This window comes from Nonomuraea endophytica (assembly GCF_014203235.1).
Lineage (GTDB): Bacteria > Actinomycetota > Actinomycetes > Streptosporangiales > Streptosporangiaceae > Nonomuraea > Nonomuraea endophytica.
This window is the reverse complement of the sequence record NZ_JACHIN010000001.1, coordinates 1,187,690-1,202,378: the sequence shown is the minus strand read 5'-3', so window position 1 is coordinate 1,202,378 and position 14,689 is coordinate 1,187,690. Positions and strand designations below refer to the sequence as shown.

General features: G+C 70.1%; 11 protein-coding genes and 2 pseudogenes. 5 read left to right on the top strand and 8 right to left on the bottom strand.

What is annotated here, in order from left to right; translation table 11 throughout:
* Positions 1-74: 74 nt before the first annotated feature.
* Positions 75-1,313, top strand: a pseudogene (locus tag HNR40_RS05735) (aspartate aminotransferase family protein); the annotation flags it as partial.
* Here HNR40_RS05735 and HNR40_RS05730 read toward each other — a convergent pair.
* Positions 1,248-2,267 carry an EamA family transporter gene (locus tag HNR40_RS05730; protein ID WP_246508352.1) on the bottom strand — a complete coding sequence of 340 codons (1,020 nt, stop codon included), beginning with the start codon at positions 2,265-2,267 and terminating at the stop codon, positions 1,248-1,250. The pseudogene HNR40_RS05735 and the gene HNR40_RS05730 overlap by 66 nt on opposite strands.
* A gap of 138 nt (positions 2,268-2,405) precedes the next feature.
* Here HNR40_RS05730 and HNR40_RS05725 point away from each other — a divergent pair, with 138 nt between their 5' ends.
* A complete protein-coding gene (locus HNR40_RS05725) occupies positions 2,406-2,864 on the top strand; it encodes a rhodanese-like domain-containing protein (RefSeq protein ID WP_184958866.1) in 459 nt (152 codons plus the stop codon).
* 1,082 nt (positions 2,865-3,946) lie between these two features.
* Here the strand turns inward: HNR40_RS05725 and HNR40_RS05720 are convergent.
* The 4 genes from HNR40_RS05720 to purD form a co-directional block, all read right to left on the bottom strand.
* Positions 3,947-5,236 carry a transcriptional regulator gene (locus HNR40_RS05720; RefSeq protein ID WP_184958865.1) on the bottom strand — a complete coding sequence of 430 codons (1,290 nt, stop codon included), beginning with the start codon at positions 5,234-5,236 and terminating at the stop codon, positions 3,947-3,949.
* 201 nt (positions 5,237-5,437) lie between these two features.
* Positions 5,438-6,706 (bottom strand): UDP-N-acetylglucosamine 1-carboxyvinyltransferase, encoded by a 1,269-nt coding sequence (gene murA, locus HNR40_RS05715; protein ID WP_184958864.1) that lies wholly within the window; start codon positions 6,704-6,706, stop codon positions 5,438-5,440.
* A gap of 79 nt (positions 6,707-6,785) precedes the next feature.
* On the bottom strand, positions 6,786-7,622 hold the full coding sequence (locus HNR40_RS05710; protein ID WP_184958863.1) for a phosphoribosylaminoimidazolesuccinocarboxamide synthase: 837 nt from the start codon (positions 7,620-7,622) through the stop codon (positions 6,786-6,788).
* Positions 7,619-8,839, bottom strand: a complete 1,221-nt coding sequence (gene purD / locus HNR40_RS05705) for a phosphoribosylamine--glycine ligase (protein ID WP_184958862.1) — start codon at positions 8,837-8,839, stop codon at positions 7,619-7,621. The genes HNR40_RS05710 and purD overlap by 4 nt, the downstream gene beginning before the upstream one ends.
* A gap of 350 nt (positions 8,840-9,189) precedes the next feature.
* On the opposite strand from purD, the gene corA reads away from it, so the two are divergent.
* Together corA and HNR40_RS05695 are read left to right on the top strand one after the other, a co-directional pair.
* Positions 9,190-10,296, top strand: a complete 1,107-nt coding sequence (gene corA / locus HNR40_RS05700) for a magnesium/cobalt transporter CorA (protein WP_184958861.1) — start codon at positions 9,190-9,192, stop codon at positions 10,294-10,296.
* A gap of 16 nt (positions 10,297-10,312) precedes the next feature.
* A complete protein-coding gene (locus HNR40_RS05695) occupies positions 10,313-11,464 on the top strand; it encodes a hypothetical protein (protein WP_184958860.1) in 1,152 nt (383 codons plus the stop codon).
* A gap of 8 nt (positions 11,465-11,472) precedes the next feature.
* On the opposite strand, the gene HNR40_RS05690 is transcribed toward HNR40_RS05695, so the two are convergent.
* Positions 11,473-12,393, bottom strand: coding sequence for a glycerophosphodiester phosphodiesterase family protein (locus HNR40_RS05690; protein WP_184958859.1), 921 nt, complete (start codon positions 12,391-12,393; stop codon positions 11,473-11,475).
* Positions 12,394-12,501: 108 nt separating this feature from the next.
* Between HNR40_RS05690 and HNR40_RS05685 the strand changes: the two genes are divergently transcribed.
* Positions 12,502-13,128, top strand: a complete 627-nt coding sequence (locus HNR40_RS05685) for a GNAT family N-acetyltransferase (RefSeq protein WP_184958858.1) — start codon at positions 12,502-12,504, stop codon at positions 13,126-13,128.
* On the opposite strand, the gene HNR40_RS05680 is transcribed toward HNR40_RS05685, so the two are convergent.
* Positions 13,118-14,113: an NADP-dependent oxidoreductase gene (locus HNR40_RS05680; RefSeq protein ID WP_221340107.1), complete on the bottom strand. Its 996-nt coding sequence runs from the start codon at positions 14,111-14,113 to the stop codon at positions 13,118-13,120. The genes HNR40_RS05685 and HNR40_RS05680 overlap by 11 nt on opposite strands.
* An 81-nt stretch (positions 14,114-14,194) precedes the next feature.
* Positions 14,195-14,599 (bottom strand): annotated as a pseudogene (locus HNR40_RS53480) (NADPH-dependent FMN reductase); the annotation flags it as partial.
* Positions 14,600-14,689: the final 90 nt, after the last annotated feature.

Below are 14,689 nucleotides of genomic sequence, written 5' to 3'. Positions count from 1 at the left end.
ACAAGAACCGAAATTTGCGGTGACGACCCGCTTCTTGCCCTCTTGCTGGTGGTCCGAGGGAAGTATCCCGTTTGATGGTCGGCATGAGCCGCACCCTGGACGCCAGCCGCGACCTCTACGCCACCGCCCGGAAGTACATCGCCGGAGGTGTCTCCAGCGACGCCCGCCGTACCTCGGGAGTGCCCCTTTACGTCGAGCGCGCGGCCGGCTCGCGGCTGTGGGACGTGGACGGCAACGAGTACGTCGACTACGTCCTCGGCCAGGGCCCCGCCCTGCTCGGCCACTGCCCGCCGGAGGTCGTCGAGGCCGTCAGCGCCCAGGTCGCCCGCGGCATCGTCTACTCCGCGCAGCACGCCGCCGAGGTCCGTGTGGCCGAGCGGCTGTGCGCGATGATCCCCTCGGCCGAGCGCGTCCGCTTCAACACCGTGGGCTCGGAGGCCGCGCACGCCGCCTGGCGCCTGGCGCGCGGCCACACCGGCCGCCGTAAGATCCTCAAGTTCGAGGGCCACTACCACGGCTGGCTGGACCCGGTCCTCTACAGCGTGCACCCCGCCGTGGATCTCGCCGGCCCCGCCGACGCGCCCGTCCCAGTCTCCGGTACGGCAGGCCAGCCCGAAGCCGCGGACCTGGTCATCGCCCCCTGGAACGACCTGGCGACCCTGACCAGGATCATGGAAGCGCACGCCGGCCAGATCGCCGCCGTGGTCTGCGAGCCGGTGCTCTGCAACACCGGCGCCATCGCGCCCGAGCCCGGCTACCTGGAGGCCGTACGCGAGCTGTGCGACCGGCACGGCAGCCTGCTCATCTTCGACGAGATCATCACCGGCTTCCGCCTGGCGCCCGGCGGCGCGCAGGAGTACCTGGGCGTCACCCCCGACCTGTCGGTCTTCGGCAAGGCGATGGCCGGCGGCATGCAGGTCTCCGCGCTGGCCGGGCGCGCCTTCGTCATGGACTCCATCTCCGGCGGCAAGGTCGCGCACGCCGGCACGTTCAACTCCCAGCCCGTCGGCATCGCCGCCGCCGAGGCCACCCTGCGCATCCTGGACGAACGGCGCGAGGAGGTCTACGGCACCTTGTACGCGAGGGGCCGGGCGTTGATGGAGGGCATCCGCGAGGTCGCGGAGAAGGCGGGCGTCCCGCTGCTGGTGGACGGGCCCGGCCCGGTGTTCCAGACGTACTTCACGGACGCGCCGGCCGTACGGGACTATCGCGATTTCGCCCGCACGGACCGCGCCAGAATGGCGCTCCTACACGCGGCGCTGCTCGAGCGGGGGGTCAACATGGTCCCCAGGGGGCTGTGGTTCCTGTCCACCGCGCACACCGAGGCCGACCTCGCCTTCACCGTCGAGGCCTTCGACGGCGCGCTGCGTTCGCTTCCGCTCGGTTGAGATCACCAGCGCGACGCCGACCAGGATGACCAGGCCGCCGATCATGATCTGGGGCGTGATCACCTCGCCCAGCACGAGCGCGCCGAGCGCGACGGCCACGGCCGGGTTGACGTAGGCGTAGGTGGCGACGAGCGAGATCGGCGCGTTGCCCAGCAGCCACGAGAACGCCGTGAACCCGATCAGCGACCCCACCAGGATCAGGTAGACCAGCGCCAGCCACGACCGGGAGCTGACCGCGGTCACGTCGAGCCGCTCGCCGAGCCCGGTGCCGAGGATCGCGAGTCCGACCCCGCCGACGAGCATCTCCACGGTGGAGGTGGCGAAGGCGTTGGCGGGCATCGCGATCCGGCTGGACAGGAACGACCCGATCGCCCACGACACCGAGGCCAGCAGCACGATCACGATGCCGCCCGTGGCGGCCGCCTCGCCGCCGGTCAGCGAGAGCGCCGCCACGCCGCCCAGACCCACGAGCACGCCCGCGAGCGTCAGCGCCTTGGGCCGGTCGCGCACCACGAACCTGAAAACCACCAGCCACAACGGCACAGAAGCGACGAGCAGCGCCGCGAGTCCGGTCGAGATGTACTGCTCGGCCACGGCCAGCATGCCGTTGCCCAGCGTGAGCAGCAGCAGGCCGGCGACCGCGGCGCCGACGAACTCCCGCCCGGTCATCCGGAACGCGCTCTTGCCCTTGCGCAGAAGCAGGAACCCGCCCAGAAGCACCGCAGCGCTGATGAACCGCATGGAGCCGCTCAACATGGGCGGAAGCGACTCGACCGCGATGCCGATGCCGAGGTAGGTGGATCCCCATACCACGTAGACGATCGCGAGTGCGCCCCACACCAGGAGCGAGGCGCGCCGGTCAGTGGCGTTTGCTTGCATAGCTCATGACAATAGCGCCGCCGACCGACATTTCCGGCCTTGGCGGGATATTAGCGGTAGGAGGCATCTACGCCACTCGTCGGGTCGCGCGCTGACCGGCAGGATTTCGGACATCAGCCCGAGAAAGGAACCCCGGAGATGTCCGCCGTCACCAGCGTCGCCCCCGCCCCGAACGCCGCCGCCCTCGCCCACTTCGCCGCCCGCCTGACCTTCGAGACCGACGTCTCCGACGTGGCAGCCGACCTGGAGTCAGACGCCCCGGGAGTAGTGGTGATCGACTCCCGCAGCGGGGAAAGCTGGAACCAGGGCCACATCCACGGCGCCCTCCACCTGCCGACCGCCGAGATCGCCACCCGGGCCCGCACCCTGATCCCGGACGACGCGACGGTCGTGACCTACTGCTGGGGACCCGGCTGCAACGGCGCGACCCGGGCGGCACTGGAGTTCGCCAAGCTCGGTTACCGGGTCAAGGAGATGATCGGCGGCTTCGAGTACTGGTCCCGGGAAGGCTTCCCCGTGGAAACCGCCGATGGGGTGGTCCGCAACCCCATGGACGCACTGACCGCACCGGTCTCGGGCATCGCCTGCGCCTGCTGAGACGGGCGGAGAAAGATTGGTGCCCCCGTCCGAATCAGTCGATCGGGGGCGAAGAAAACATACCCCACCCGGCCGCAATCAACCCCGATCATCCCCTCGGCGAGTCGCCAAAACCCTCCCCCCAACCCCTCAAACCCCACAAGCACCCAAGACCCCACCCCACCCACAGACCAGGCTCCACCCCCGAGACAAGCCCGTGGGCCCGGCTCCGTCCTCTGCCAGCCCTGGGCCAGGCTCCGGCCCTGCCAGGCTTGGACCGGGTTCCGGCCCTGCCAGGCTTGGACCGGGTTCCGGCCCTGCCAGGCTTGGACCGGGTTCCGGCCCTGCCAGCCCTGGACCGGGTTCCGTCTCCCGGCAAGCCCGGCCGGGCTCCGCCTCGTCGCCGACCATGGGCCTGCCTGCGCGTCATGGAAGCGGCGAGGCGCGAGCTCTGCGTCCTGGCATCAGCCGCAGGAGCGGGGATCCGCCTCCCGGCACCGCCAAAGGAGCGGGGCTCTGCCTAGTGGCGTCGGCCGGAGGCCGCGCCAGGCCTCTGCGTCCGGGGAAGCGGCGATGGGCGAGCTGCGCCTCCCGGCAAGCCCGCGGGCCGAGCGCCGTCGCCCGGCAAACCCTGGCTGGGCTCCGCCTCGTCTCCGACCCAGGGCAGGCCGCCGTGTCCCGGGAGTCGCGCCTTACCTCGGGGCGGTGGTCAGAGGTGGGCGAGAGGTAAAGGCGGTCGGAGGTGGGCGAGAGGCAGGGGCGGGGTGTTGTGGGGGTTAAAAGGCCGATCCCGCCTCCTGGCACTTGGGCCGGGAGGCGGGATCGGGTTAGGGCCGGGTCCGCTGGTTGACGGGGGCCGTTGCGGTGGGGACCACGTCCGACGTGAGAAGCGATCCCCCCGATCGGCGCCCGCCGACGTCGGCGGGTGGCGTGGGCGGTGGCGGCGCCGTAACGGAAAAGCCCGTCACGAACAGCACACCGAACGGGCGGCCGCAGCATCACGAGCAGACCGCACCAAACAACACCTCACAGAAGAAAAAGCCACCTCCAGAAGAAGTCGGGGTCCGCCGTCCGCGAAAGGGGAAGGGGGGACGGCGGACCGTTCAGCGGGGACCGAGTTTTTCCACGATCAGCCGATACAGCTGGCGGGGACGGCCAGGCTGTGGAGTGCGGTTGGGCGGGAGCGGCCACGCAAGCCCCTCGTCAACCAACGTGCGCAGCAACCGCCGGGCGGTACGCGGCGTGACGCCGAGCATGCGCCCGGCCCCTTCCGCGTCCACCACTGTGTCCCCGCCCTCCAGCTTGGCCGCCAGCCGCGCCAAGACCTCCACGCCCTTGGGTTTGAGCGTGGTGGATCCCTGCGGCGGCATCCTGGGCGCCGGGATCAGCGCGCGGCCCTCGCGGTCCACGGCGAATCCCTGTGCCTGTTTGCCCGCCTGTGTGCGCGCCAGGGCTGCCCTGGCGTGCGACTCGGCGTCATGCGTGGTGCGCCCCATCCCGACGCCCACCTCGACCGCCAGCCCCAGTTCCTCGCGGATCCTGGAGGCGAACGGCAGCACCCTGAATCCGTCTGTCGCGGCCGTGATCGAGCCTCTGGTGGCAGTCACCAGGTAGGCGTGATCGTCGATCGGCCAGACGGTGGCGTTGATCCGGTTCGCTTCCTGGACCAGCAGCCGGTGCAGTGACAGGCGTAGCTCGTCGCGCCAGTAGCGTGGTGCCGCGCGCCGCACGGGTTCGCGCAGCGTAGGCACCTCCACCAGCACCACGGTCAGTTGCGACTCCTCGAGGCGGTGGTGCGCGCCGAGGAGTGCGGCGGTGTGCAACGCTGTGCGCACCGCGCCCGAGGTGGGCCTGATCCTGATGACCGGGACGCCTGCTGTCTGCAGGCGTTCGGCCACTGTGGGCAGGCAGGTCAGGGCGCCTGTGGTGGCGCCCTGCCGCAGCAGACGCTCGTGGTAGGCCGCGATCGTCCCGGTGGCTCCGGGTTCGTCGCGGCTGTGCACATCTGTGGCCGCGATGCCGAGGTCGGTGTAGGCCTCTTCGACCTCGGCCCGTGAGACCACGTCGATGCTGACCCGTTTGGGGTCGATCCGAGTGTCCAGCGCCGCCTTGGCCAAAGCAGCCACCAACGCGCTGCCGCCAAGCTGCACGTAGGTCGCCGGCATGGTCAACACGCCTGATCGCCGGGCCAGGTCATAAGGGACCGGGCTGGCGAACAGGCAAGCGTCCACACCGGGACCCAGCCGTGTCACCTTGTCGGGCGCCTCCTGCTCATCTCGATAGGCGGCGGCCACAAGGCGGCACGGCAAGGGCGCGGCTGCGTGACCCATCAGCATGACCCGCTCGACCAGATCGTGCGGGCCGACCACGCCAATGGTCAGATCCGGTGTCATGGCGCCCGGGCGTGACACTCGGGGAGTTTCTTCGGCCCTCTCGACCAATGTTCGTCCCATCCTGCCGTCCGTTGCAGTGCTCTCTTTTGGAACGATCGCTCGCGGGGGCCGTAATGTCACGCCCGACTTTTCCGGAAAGCCGTTCTGGTTGACCGCCCGGTGAGCTGTTTTAGCAGCTCACAGCGTATTTCACAGGCTTTTTCAGCGTCCTGAAATCTCTCGCGTAATGTCCGCTCCCAGGGCCCGCATTCGCTCGGCGAGATGGGCGTGGCCGCGGTCGATGAGGTATCCGGACTCGATGACCGTCTCGCCCTTCGCGGCCAGTCCGGCGAGAACCAGAGCGATACCGGAGCGCAAGTCATGGGCGGTCACCTGTGCGCCGGACAGCGGGGTGGCGCCGCGCACGATGGCTCTGCTGCCTTCGACCTCGACGTCGGCGCCCATCTTGTTGAGCTCTCCGGCCAGCGCGAAGCGGCCGTCGAAGATGCGCTCGTGGATGTAGCTGACGCCTTCGGCCAGGCACGCGACGGTCATCATCGGCGACTGCAGGTCGGTCGCGAAGCCCGGGTAGGTGTCGGTGATGATGTTGATCGGCCGCAGCGGCTGGCGGTCGCAGCGCACGTGCAGCACGGCGCCCTGGGTGGCGAACTCGACTCCCATCTGCTCCAGCTTGTAGCGCACGACGCCCAGGTCGAGGCCGGTGCCGACGAGGCTGACGTCGCCGCCGGTGAGCGCGGCGGCCATGGCGAAAACGCCCGCGTCGAGCCGGTCGGGCATGACGGTGTGCTCGACGGCGTGGAGCTCCTCGACGCCTTCGACGGTGATGAAGCCGGTGCCGCCGCCGCTGATCTTCGCGCCCATCTTGGTGAGCATGTCGATGACGTCGAGCACCTCGGGCTCCAGGGCCGCGTTCTCGATCACGGTGGTGCCCTTGGCCAGGGCGGCGGCCATGATGAGGTTCTCGGTGCCGGTGTGCGAGGGCGTGTCGAGGTAGAGGGTGGCGCCGGTCAGGCCGGAGGCCTTGACGTGGATGACGGTCTCGCCCTCGTCCACGATGGCGCCCAGGCGCTTGTAGCCCAGGTAGTGGAAGTCGAGGTTGCGGCTGCCCAGGTTGCAGCCGCCGACGCCCTCCACGATGGCCTCGCCCAGGCGGTGGAGCAGGGCCGGGGTGAACAGCACGGAGCCGCGGAAGCGCCGTGCGATCTCGGCCGGGAGCACCGGGCTGGCCAGGCTGGAGGCGTCGATGACGAGGGTGCGCTCGGACTCGTGCAGCTCGACGTAGGCGCCGATGGCCTCCGCGAGCTCCACGGCCCGGCGTACGTCCTCGATGATCGGCACGTTGCGCAGGACCGTACGGCCCTTGGGGGCGAGAAGAGCCGCACCGATCATCGGCAGCACGGCGTTCTTCGCGCCCTGGATGAAGGCGGTTCCACGCAAAGCGTTGCCACCGCGCACGCGGTATCGGACCATCCGTGCGGCTCCTCGGGAAGTTATGGGTCGGGCTTGAACGGGCCAACAGTAGCCGCTCGCCACGCCTGCCCCGGCCGAATCACCCGCTAAATGGCGTACCAGTGAGCCGCTCGTATGCCTCGAGATAACGCGCTCTGGTGCGATTGACTACTTCGTCCGGCAATGCGGGGGGAGGGTTTCCAGAGGATTTGTCCCAGCTTGAATCGGGTGACGTCAACCAATCACGGACATACTGCTTGTCAAAGGACGGTTGAGGACCACCGGGCTTCCATTCAGAGGCCGGCCAAAACCGCGAGGAATCGGGTGTCAGGACCTCGTCGGCGAGCATGAGAACACCGTCGTGGTCACGGCCGAGCTCGATCTTGGTGTCGGCCACGATGATGCCCCGCTCGCGGGCGATCTCGGCGCCGCGCGTGTAGACGTCGAGCGTGATCCGGCGCAACTCGTGCGCGGTCTCCTCGCCGACCTTCTCCACGACCTGCTCGAAGGTCATCGGCTCGTCGTGCTCGCCGACCGGCGCCTTCGTGGTGGGGGTGAAGATGGGCTCGGGGAGCTTGGAGCCGTCCTCCAGGCCGGGCGGCAGCCGTACGCCGGAGATCTCGCCCGTGCGCTGATAGTCGAGCAGGCCCGAGCCCGTCAGGTAGCCGCGCGCCACGCACTCGACCGGCACCATCTCCAGCGGCCTGCACACCACGCTGCGCGCGTCCGGGCCGTGGGTGACCAGGTGGTTGGGCACGACGTCCTTGAGCTGGTCGAACCACCACAGCGAGAGCTGCGTCAGGATCGCGCCCTTGTCCGGGATCTCGGGTTCGAGTATGTGGTCGTAGGCGGAGATCCGGTCGGAGGCGACCATCATCAGCAGGCCTTCGTCGGTGACGTAGAGGTCGCGTACCTTGCCGGAGTGCACGTGCTTCATCGGGCGATGTCCGTCCTGTAGTGCGAGCCGCGCAGGTTCACCCGCGCGACCAGGTCGTAGGCGTGGGCCCTGGCGCTGGCCTGGTCGGGGCCGGTGCCGACCACGCTGAGCACCCGGCCGCCCGCGGAGACCACGTGGCCGTCGACGAGTTCGGTGCCGGCGTGGATCACGTAGGCGTCGGCCGTCGGCTCCAGCCCGGTGATCACGTCGCCCTTGACCGGGTCGGCGGGGTAGTTCTCGGCGGCGACGACCACGGTCACCGCCGCGCCCTCGCGCCAGGCGAGCTCGCCGGCCGCGCCGAGCCCGCCGGTCGCGCAGCTGAGCAGCAGCCCGCCCAGCGGCGTGGCCAGCCGGTCGAGGATCACCTGGGTCTCCGGGTCGCCGAAGCGCGCGTTGAACTCGATGACCTTCGGCCCCTTGGCCGTCAGGGCCAGACCCACATAAAGCACTCCGATGTACGGCAGGCCGCGCCGCCCCAACTCCGCGATCGTCGGGTGCACCACCTCCCGCATGACCTGCTCGGTGAGGTCGTCGGGCGCCCAGGGCAGCGGCGTGTAGGCGCCCATGCCGCCGGTGTTGGGCCCTTCGTCGCCGTCGTAGGCGCGCTTGAAGTCCTGAGCCGGACGCAAGGCCACCGCGTCGCGCCCGTCGCACAGCGCGAACAGCGAGACCTCGGGCCCGTCGAGGAACTCCTCGATCACCACCCGCTCGCACGAGGCCGCGTGCTCCAGGGCCGCCTCCAGCGAGCCGGTCACCACCACGCCCTTGCCCGCGGCCAGCCCGTCGTCCTTGACCACGTACGGCGCGCCGAACTCGGCCAGCGCGGCGGCCGCCTCCCCGGGCGTGGAGCAGGCGCGCGAGCGGGCCGTGGGCACCCCGGCCGCGGCCATGATCTCCTTGGCGAACGCCTTCGATCCCTCGATCATCGCCGCCTCGCCGGACGGCCCGAAAACGGGGATGCCCGCCGCCCTGACGGCGTCGCCGACGCCCGCGACCAGCGGCGCCTCCGGCCCGATCACGACGAGGTCGGCGCCGAGGCGGACCGCCAGCGCGGTGACGGCCGCCGGATCGGTCGCGGCGACGGGATGGATGGTGGCGACCTGCCCGATGCCCGCGTTGCCGGGGGCACAGTGAAGGTCGCTGACCTGGGGATCGAGGCTGAGTGAGCGGCACAGGGCGTGCTCACGCCCGCCGGAGCCGATGACTAGAACGCGCACGAACCCCATTGTCCCAGGCCCGCGCCGCCCTGACCGCCGAGGGCAGACTTAGGCGGCAGCATGGGGAAGTTTTGTGGAGTTCTGCCGGTTCTCCTGGGCTGTTGGCGAGTATCGTCAGCTGAGTTGACCCCCCTGTGGTAAGTTAGGGCGGCTTTGTGGCGTCTCTTGTGATTGGAGGTGGTCCGGGATGAATCCTGGTGATCCCAGCAGTACGTGCTCGTCCACGTACGCCGTGCATACCCCCGACCACTCCAATCCGGCAGCCTGATCGTGCCACCACGCCATTTCCTTGATTGAGGTGACTCTTCACTACGCGTGGGCAGGCCCAGGTCGGGCGGAAAGGGACTGCCATGCGCTCGTCCACCCTTTTCCGTCGTATCAACCGCCACCCCGTCAAGAAGCCCCACGTAGCGCGCCAGCTCACCAAGCCCGTGCGTGAGGCCTGTGTGCCACCGGTCGACTCCATCGTCGAGTACGGCGCCTACATAGGCGGCGAGAAGGTCGTCGCCCCGGGCATCGTCGAGTCCCTTGAGCTGGTGCGCGAGCACAACAAGACCGGGTCCAGGGCGTTCGTCTGGGTGGGACTGCACGAGCCGGAGGCTCCCGAGGTGGAGTGGCTGGCCGAGGTCTTCGGCCTGCACCCCCTGGCCGTGGAGGACGCCGTCAAGGCGCACCAGCGGCCCAAGGTCGAGCGCTACGGCGACTCGCTGTTCCTGGTGCTCAAGACCATCGCCTACCTCGACCACGACGAGCTGACCGCGACCAGCGAGATCATCGCCACCGGCGAGATCATGGTCTTCCTCGGCGCCGACTTCGTGGTCACCGTCCGCCACGGCGAGCACTGCCCGCTGACCGAGGTACGCGAGAAGCTGGAGAGCCGCCCCGACCTCCTGGACCGCGGCCCGGCCGGTGTGGTGCACGCCATCTCCGACTACGTCGTGGACCGCTACCTGCAGGTGGCCGACCTCATGCAGCTGGAGCTGGAGGAGGTCGAGGCCACGGTCTTCGCCGACGTCAGCTCCCGCGACATCAACCGGATCTACCAGCTCAAGCGGGAGATGCTGGAGATGAAGCGGGCGGTCACCCCGCTGCAGTCGCCCATGGCGGCGCTGCCCCAGCGGCGGGTGATCCCCTCGGAGATGCGCGAGTACTTCCGCGACGTCAGCGACCACCTCGCCCGCGTGTGCGAGCAGGTGGAGTCCTCCAACGAGCTCGCCAACTCCATCCTCCAGGCCGCCCTGGCCCGATCGAACACCCTCGCCAACGAGGACATGCGCAAGATCTCCTCGTGGGTGGCCATACTGACGGTGCCCACGATGATCGCCGGGATCTACGGCATGAACTTCGACTTCCTGCCGGGCTCGGACCAGATCTGGGGCTACCCGGCGATCGTGGCCCTCATGATCACCGTCTGCACGTTCCTCTACCGCGGCTTCCGCCGTAACGGCTGGTTGTAGAGCTACCCTGTTGCCAGTGTCAGTGCAGCGAGTCCAGACCGAGCGCTGGTTCGTCCGCCACGGTGTCCCCACGATGATCGAGGGCTACGCCTTCAGGCGTGACGTGCTGCCGAGGATGGTGCCGCCGCTGGCGTTCGTGGCCCTGGTCTCGCTGCTGTGGCTGGTGCCGCTCAAGAGCATGGGGTCGGGCCTCTGGCTGCTGCTCGGCTGGGTGATCGTCGTGGCGGTGGTCGTACGCCTGGTCGGGGTGGTCTCGGCCAGGAGGCTGACGCTCTTCTCACCCAGGACCACGGTCGTGGTCCTGGTCGTCTACATGCTGATGCCGGTCGCGGTGCCGCTGCTTCAGGTGGCCGTGGACGGCGACGTCACGCCGCCCGCCGGGCGGTGGCTGGGCGTGCTCGGGTTCGTGCTTTTCTTCGCCGCCGCCTTCGCCGCGACCGTGCTGGGCACGACGTACGGCTTCGGCGCGCTGCTGGGCCGGGCGATCCGGCGTACCCTCTCCGACCTGAGCAACAGCGTCCAGTTGCTGGGACGGGCGCTGCCCGCGCTGTTGTTCGTCACGCTGTTCCTGTTCTTCACCGGTGAGCTGTGGCAGGCCGTCAACCGGCTGGAGTGGTGGCGCATCGCCCTGGTCGTCGTCCTGTTCGCCTCGGTCGCGGTGCTCGCGTCCGCCTCACGGCTGCGGGAGGAGATCGGCCGGGTCGAGCAGGACTTCAGCGCGTCCAGGCTGGCGTCGGCCTGCCGGAACACGCCGCTGGCCGGGGCGCCGTTCGAGGAGCTGACGCGGGACGGGCCGCTGCGCGCGGTGCCGCTCAGCGGCCGTCAGGTGCGCAACGTGGCGCTGATGCTGGCCGTCCGCCAGCTCGTGCAGGCGGCGGTGCTGGGCGTGGTGCTGTTCGGCTTCTTTCTCATTCTCGGCCTGCTCATGGTCACCCCGGAGACGGCCGAGCAGTGGATCGGCTCGCGGCCCGTTCCCTCGCCGCTGATTCCCGTGCTGCCGGTGGCGCTGCTGCGGATCGCGACGTTGTTCGCCGGGTTCGGCAGCATGTACTTCGTCGTCACCTCGATGAGCGACCGCGACCACCGCCGGCAGTTCTTCGCGCCGATCATCGACAAGATCGAGCGGGCGCTGGCAGTGCGCGCGGTCTACCTGGCCATCGGCCGCTGAGCTGCTGGTCAGACGGCTACGGGCTTGAGCGGGCGGACCGGCTTCGGCAGGTCCAGGCCGCGCTCGGCCCACAGCTTCCGCATCCTGTCGGGGTAGTCGGTCACCACACCGGCGACCCCCAGGTCGAGCATGCGCGCGGCCAGGGCGGGGTCGTTGACGGTCCAGACTGCCGCGTCGAGTCCGGCGGCGGCGCACTGGGCCATCAGCGCCTCGTCCACCATCACGTGCTCGGGCGAGAGCGTCGTCGCGCCGGCCGCCGCGGCCGCCGCGGGGATGTCGTCGCCCAGGCAGCCGTGCCAGTGGAGCGTGTCGAGTTCGATCAGCGCGAAGCGCCTGGTGTCCCGCGCCTTCTTCGCCGCGTGGGCGATGATGCGCCAGTCGAAGCTCAGGATCGCCGCGTTGTCCAGGCGGCCGTGCCGGTCGAGCTCGTCCAGGACCAGGTCGGTGAACAGCTCGGGGTCGGGGGTCAGCTCGGGGCGCGTCGGGTCGGACTTCAGCTCCACGTGGAGCCGGACGCCGTCGGCCTCGTAGGCGTTGACCAGGCCGAGGACCGCGCCCAGCGTGGGCATCCTGGTGTCGGGGACGGCCACCTGGGTCAGCGCGAAGGGGTCGTCGGGGTGGCGCGGCAGCCGTACTCCGACGTCGAGCATGCGCAGCTGGGCCAGGTTGAGGCCGTTGATGGGCTTGCCCACGTACGGGAAGTCGGGGTCGCCGGCCGTCAGCGGCCGGGTGTCGGCGCTGGTCACGGCGGAGACGGTGAGATCGTGGGTGAGCACCAGCCGCCGGTCGGAGGTGAGCGCCACGTCGAGCTCCAGGGCATGGACCCCGAGCTCCATCGTGCGGCTCAATCCCGGCAGGGTGTTCTCGGGCCAGAGTCCCCTGGCTCCCCGGTGTCCATGAATCTCGACGCGCAGCACACCGGGGACCATACCGTCCGCCCGTGCCGGGCAGGCGGTGCCACGCCGCGCTGGTGAGATTGCTCGCACCCGGATATTCCGAGCCAGAAAAGCGGATATATCAACCTAAGCTGGTCTGTCATGAGCGTAGACATCGTACGGGCCTGGGCACGGGGCTGGGCCGTCTCACGCGCCACGAAGCAGCCGGTCGAGGAGCTCTGGGGTCTCCGCGTCGACGTCGGCCTGCCGGGACACCTCGTACGCCACATCCTCCCGAAAGCCTCACCAGCGGTTCTGCGTCACCTGGCGGGCACACTCGACACGCCCGGCACGTGGCTCAAGGTGTGCGCGCCCGCCGAGCAGGTGGCTCCCTCGCTCACCCCGGCCTGGTCGATCCAGACGCCGGAGTTCATGATGACGGCGCGGCTGCGCCGTACCGAGGTGGCCGCACCCGGCGGCTACACGCTCGCCGTCGTCCAGCGCGGTCAGGTCGTCACCGCCCGGCTGCTGACCGGCGACGGAGAGGTCGCCGCCCGCGGCCAGCTCGCGCTCACCGGCGTCACCGGCGTCGTCGACAAGGTGGAGACCGCGGCCGGCCACCGCCGCCGCGGGCTCGGCAGCGTCGTGATGAAGGCCCTGTCGTCCGCGGGGGCCGAGCGGGGCGCCGCGACGGGCGTCCTGCTGGCCACCGCCGACGGCAGGGCCCTCTACTCCACACTCGGCTGGCGTCTTCACACCGTGGTCACCGCCGCCGTGGTCACAGCCTGACCAGCATCTTGCCGACGTTCCCGCCGCCCAGCACGTCCAGGAACGCCTGCGGAGCCCGCTCGATGCCCTCGGCCACCGTCGACTCGGTACGCAGCGAGCCGTCGGCCAGCCAGCCCGCCGCCTTGCCGATCCACTCGGGGAAACGGTCGAGGTAGTGGCTGACCAGCATGCCGCGCAGCGTCGCGCTCTTGTGCGCCAGGCTGAACAGGTTCGCCGGGCCGGGCACCGGCTCGGTCGCGTTGTAGGCGCTGATGGCGCCCACCATCGCGATCCGGCCGCCGACCTTGAGCGCGTCGATCGCGGCCACGAGGTGGTCGCCGCCGACGTTGTCGAGGTAGACGTCGATGCCGTCGGGCGCGGCCTGCGCCAGCTGCTCCGCCACCGAGCCGGCCCGGTAGTCGATCCCGACGTCGTACCCGAAGTCGGTCACCAGCCGCTTGGCCTTGAACGGCCCGCCCGCCGAGCCGATCACCCTGGCCGCGCCCAGCTTGCGGGCCAGCTGGCCGGCGACGCTGCCCACCGCCCCGGCTGCCGAGGAGATGAAGACGGTGTCGCCGGGCCGTACCGGGGCGACCTCGGTGAGCGAGACGTAGGCGGTCAGGCCCGTGGTGCCCAGCGCGCCCAGGTAGGCCTCCTCAGGGGCCAGGTACGGGTCCACGACCGTCGCCTGCGCGGCGTCGACCACGGCGTATTCACGCCAGCCCAGGAAGTGCACCACGGTGGCGCCCACCGGGATCTCCGGGACGCGTGAGTCCACCACCTCGCCCACGGCCGAGCCGTCCAGCGGCTGCCCGATCTGGAACGGCGGGATGTAGGACTCCACGTCGTCCATGCGGCCCCGCATGTAGGGGTCCACGGACATCCACGTGTTGCGCACCAGGACCTGGCCCTCGCCGATCCGCGGGACGTCGGTCGTGGCCAGCTCGAAGTCACGCAGCTCCGGCTCACCGGAGGGACGGACGGCCAGGCGGATTTCGCGGTTCATGACATTCTCCTCAAGGGTGTCGAGCAGTCGCTCGGCTTCGCTGTCTTCAGGGTTCTCGTGGTTGCGGAAGAGCACCGGCTCACCGGCGCGGACGGCGCCGAGGCAGGCGAACACCGGCTCCAGGTGCTCGACGGCCCGCCGTCCGCCCGACTCGCCGCCGTAGGCCACGAACGCGACGGGCTTGCCCCGCCACTCCTCGCGGTACCAGTCGATGGCGTTCTTGAGCGAGGCGGGATAGCTGTGGTTGTACTCGGGCGTGACGATCACGAACGCTTCCGCCCGTGCGAGCCAAGGCCGCAGATCCCGTACGGCCGGCGGCTCCGGACCCCCTTCCTCGGGCAGCACCGTGGGCAGCCACGCCTCCGCGAGGTCGATCACGTCGACCTCCAGGCCGGACCGCCGCCCGGCGCGCTCCTGGATCCACTTCGCCGCAGTGGGCCCGAACCGGCCCTGCCGCACACTCCCGATGATGATCGTGACCCGCATCCCCGCCTCCTCTCCCGTGGCGCTGTGGGTCCCACTGTGCGCCGGGGCCCGCACGGACGGCTGGGGGTCCGCTGGGGGTACCGTGACCTG

Coding starts and splice junctions, on each gene's coding strand:
- HNR40_RS05680 (WP_221340107.1), bottom strand. CDS start 14,113: ATGAACCGCGAAATCCGCCTGGCCGTCCGTCCCTCCGGTGAGCCGGAG.
- HNR40_RS05710 (WP_184958863.1), bottom strand. CDS start 7,622: ATGAAGCACGTGCACTCCGGCAAGGTACGCGACCTCTACGTCACCGAC.
- corA (WP_184958861.1), top strand. CDS start 9,190: ATGCGCTCGTCCACCCTTTTCCGTCGTATCAACCGCCACCCCGTCAAG.
- HNR40_RS05685 (WP_184958858.1), top strand. CDS start 12,502: ATGAGCGTAGACATCGTACGGGCCTGGGCACGGGGCTGGGCCGTCTCA.
- HNR40_RS05690 (WP_184958859.1), bottom strand. CDS start 12,393: ATGGTCCCCGGTGTGCTGCGCGTCGAGATTCATGGACACCGGGGAGCC.
- HNR40_RS05730 (WP_246508352.1), bottom strand. CDS start 2,267: ATGCAAGCAAACGCCACTGACCGGCGCGCCTCGCTCCTGGTGTGGGGC.
- HNR40_RS05725 (WP_184958866.1), top strand. CDS start 2,406: ATGTCCGCCGTCACCAGCGTCGCCCCCGCCCCGAACGCCGCCGCCCTC.
- murA (WP_184958864.1), bottom strand. CDS start 6,706: ATGGTCCGATACCGCGTGCGCGGTGGCAACGCTTTGCGTGGAACCGCC.
- HNR40_RS05720 (WP_184958865.1), bottom strand. CDS start 5,236: ATGACACCGGATCTGACCATTGGCGTGGTCGGCCCGCACGATCTGGTC.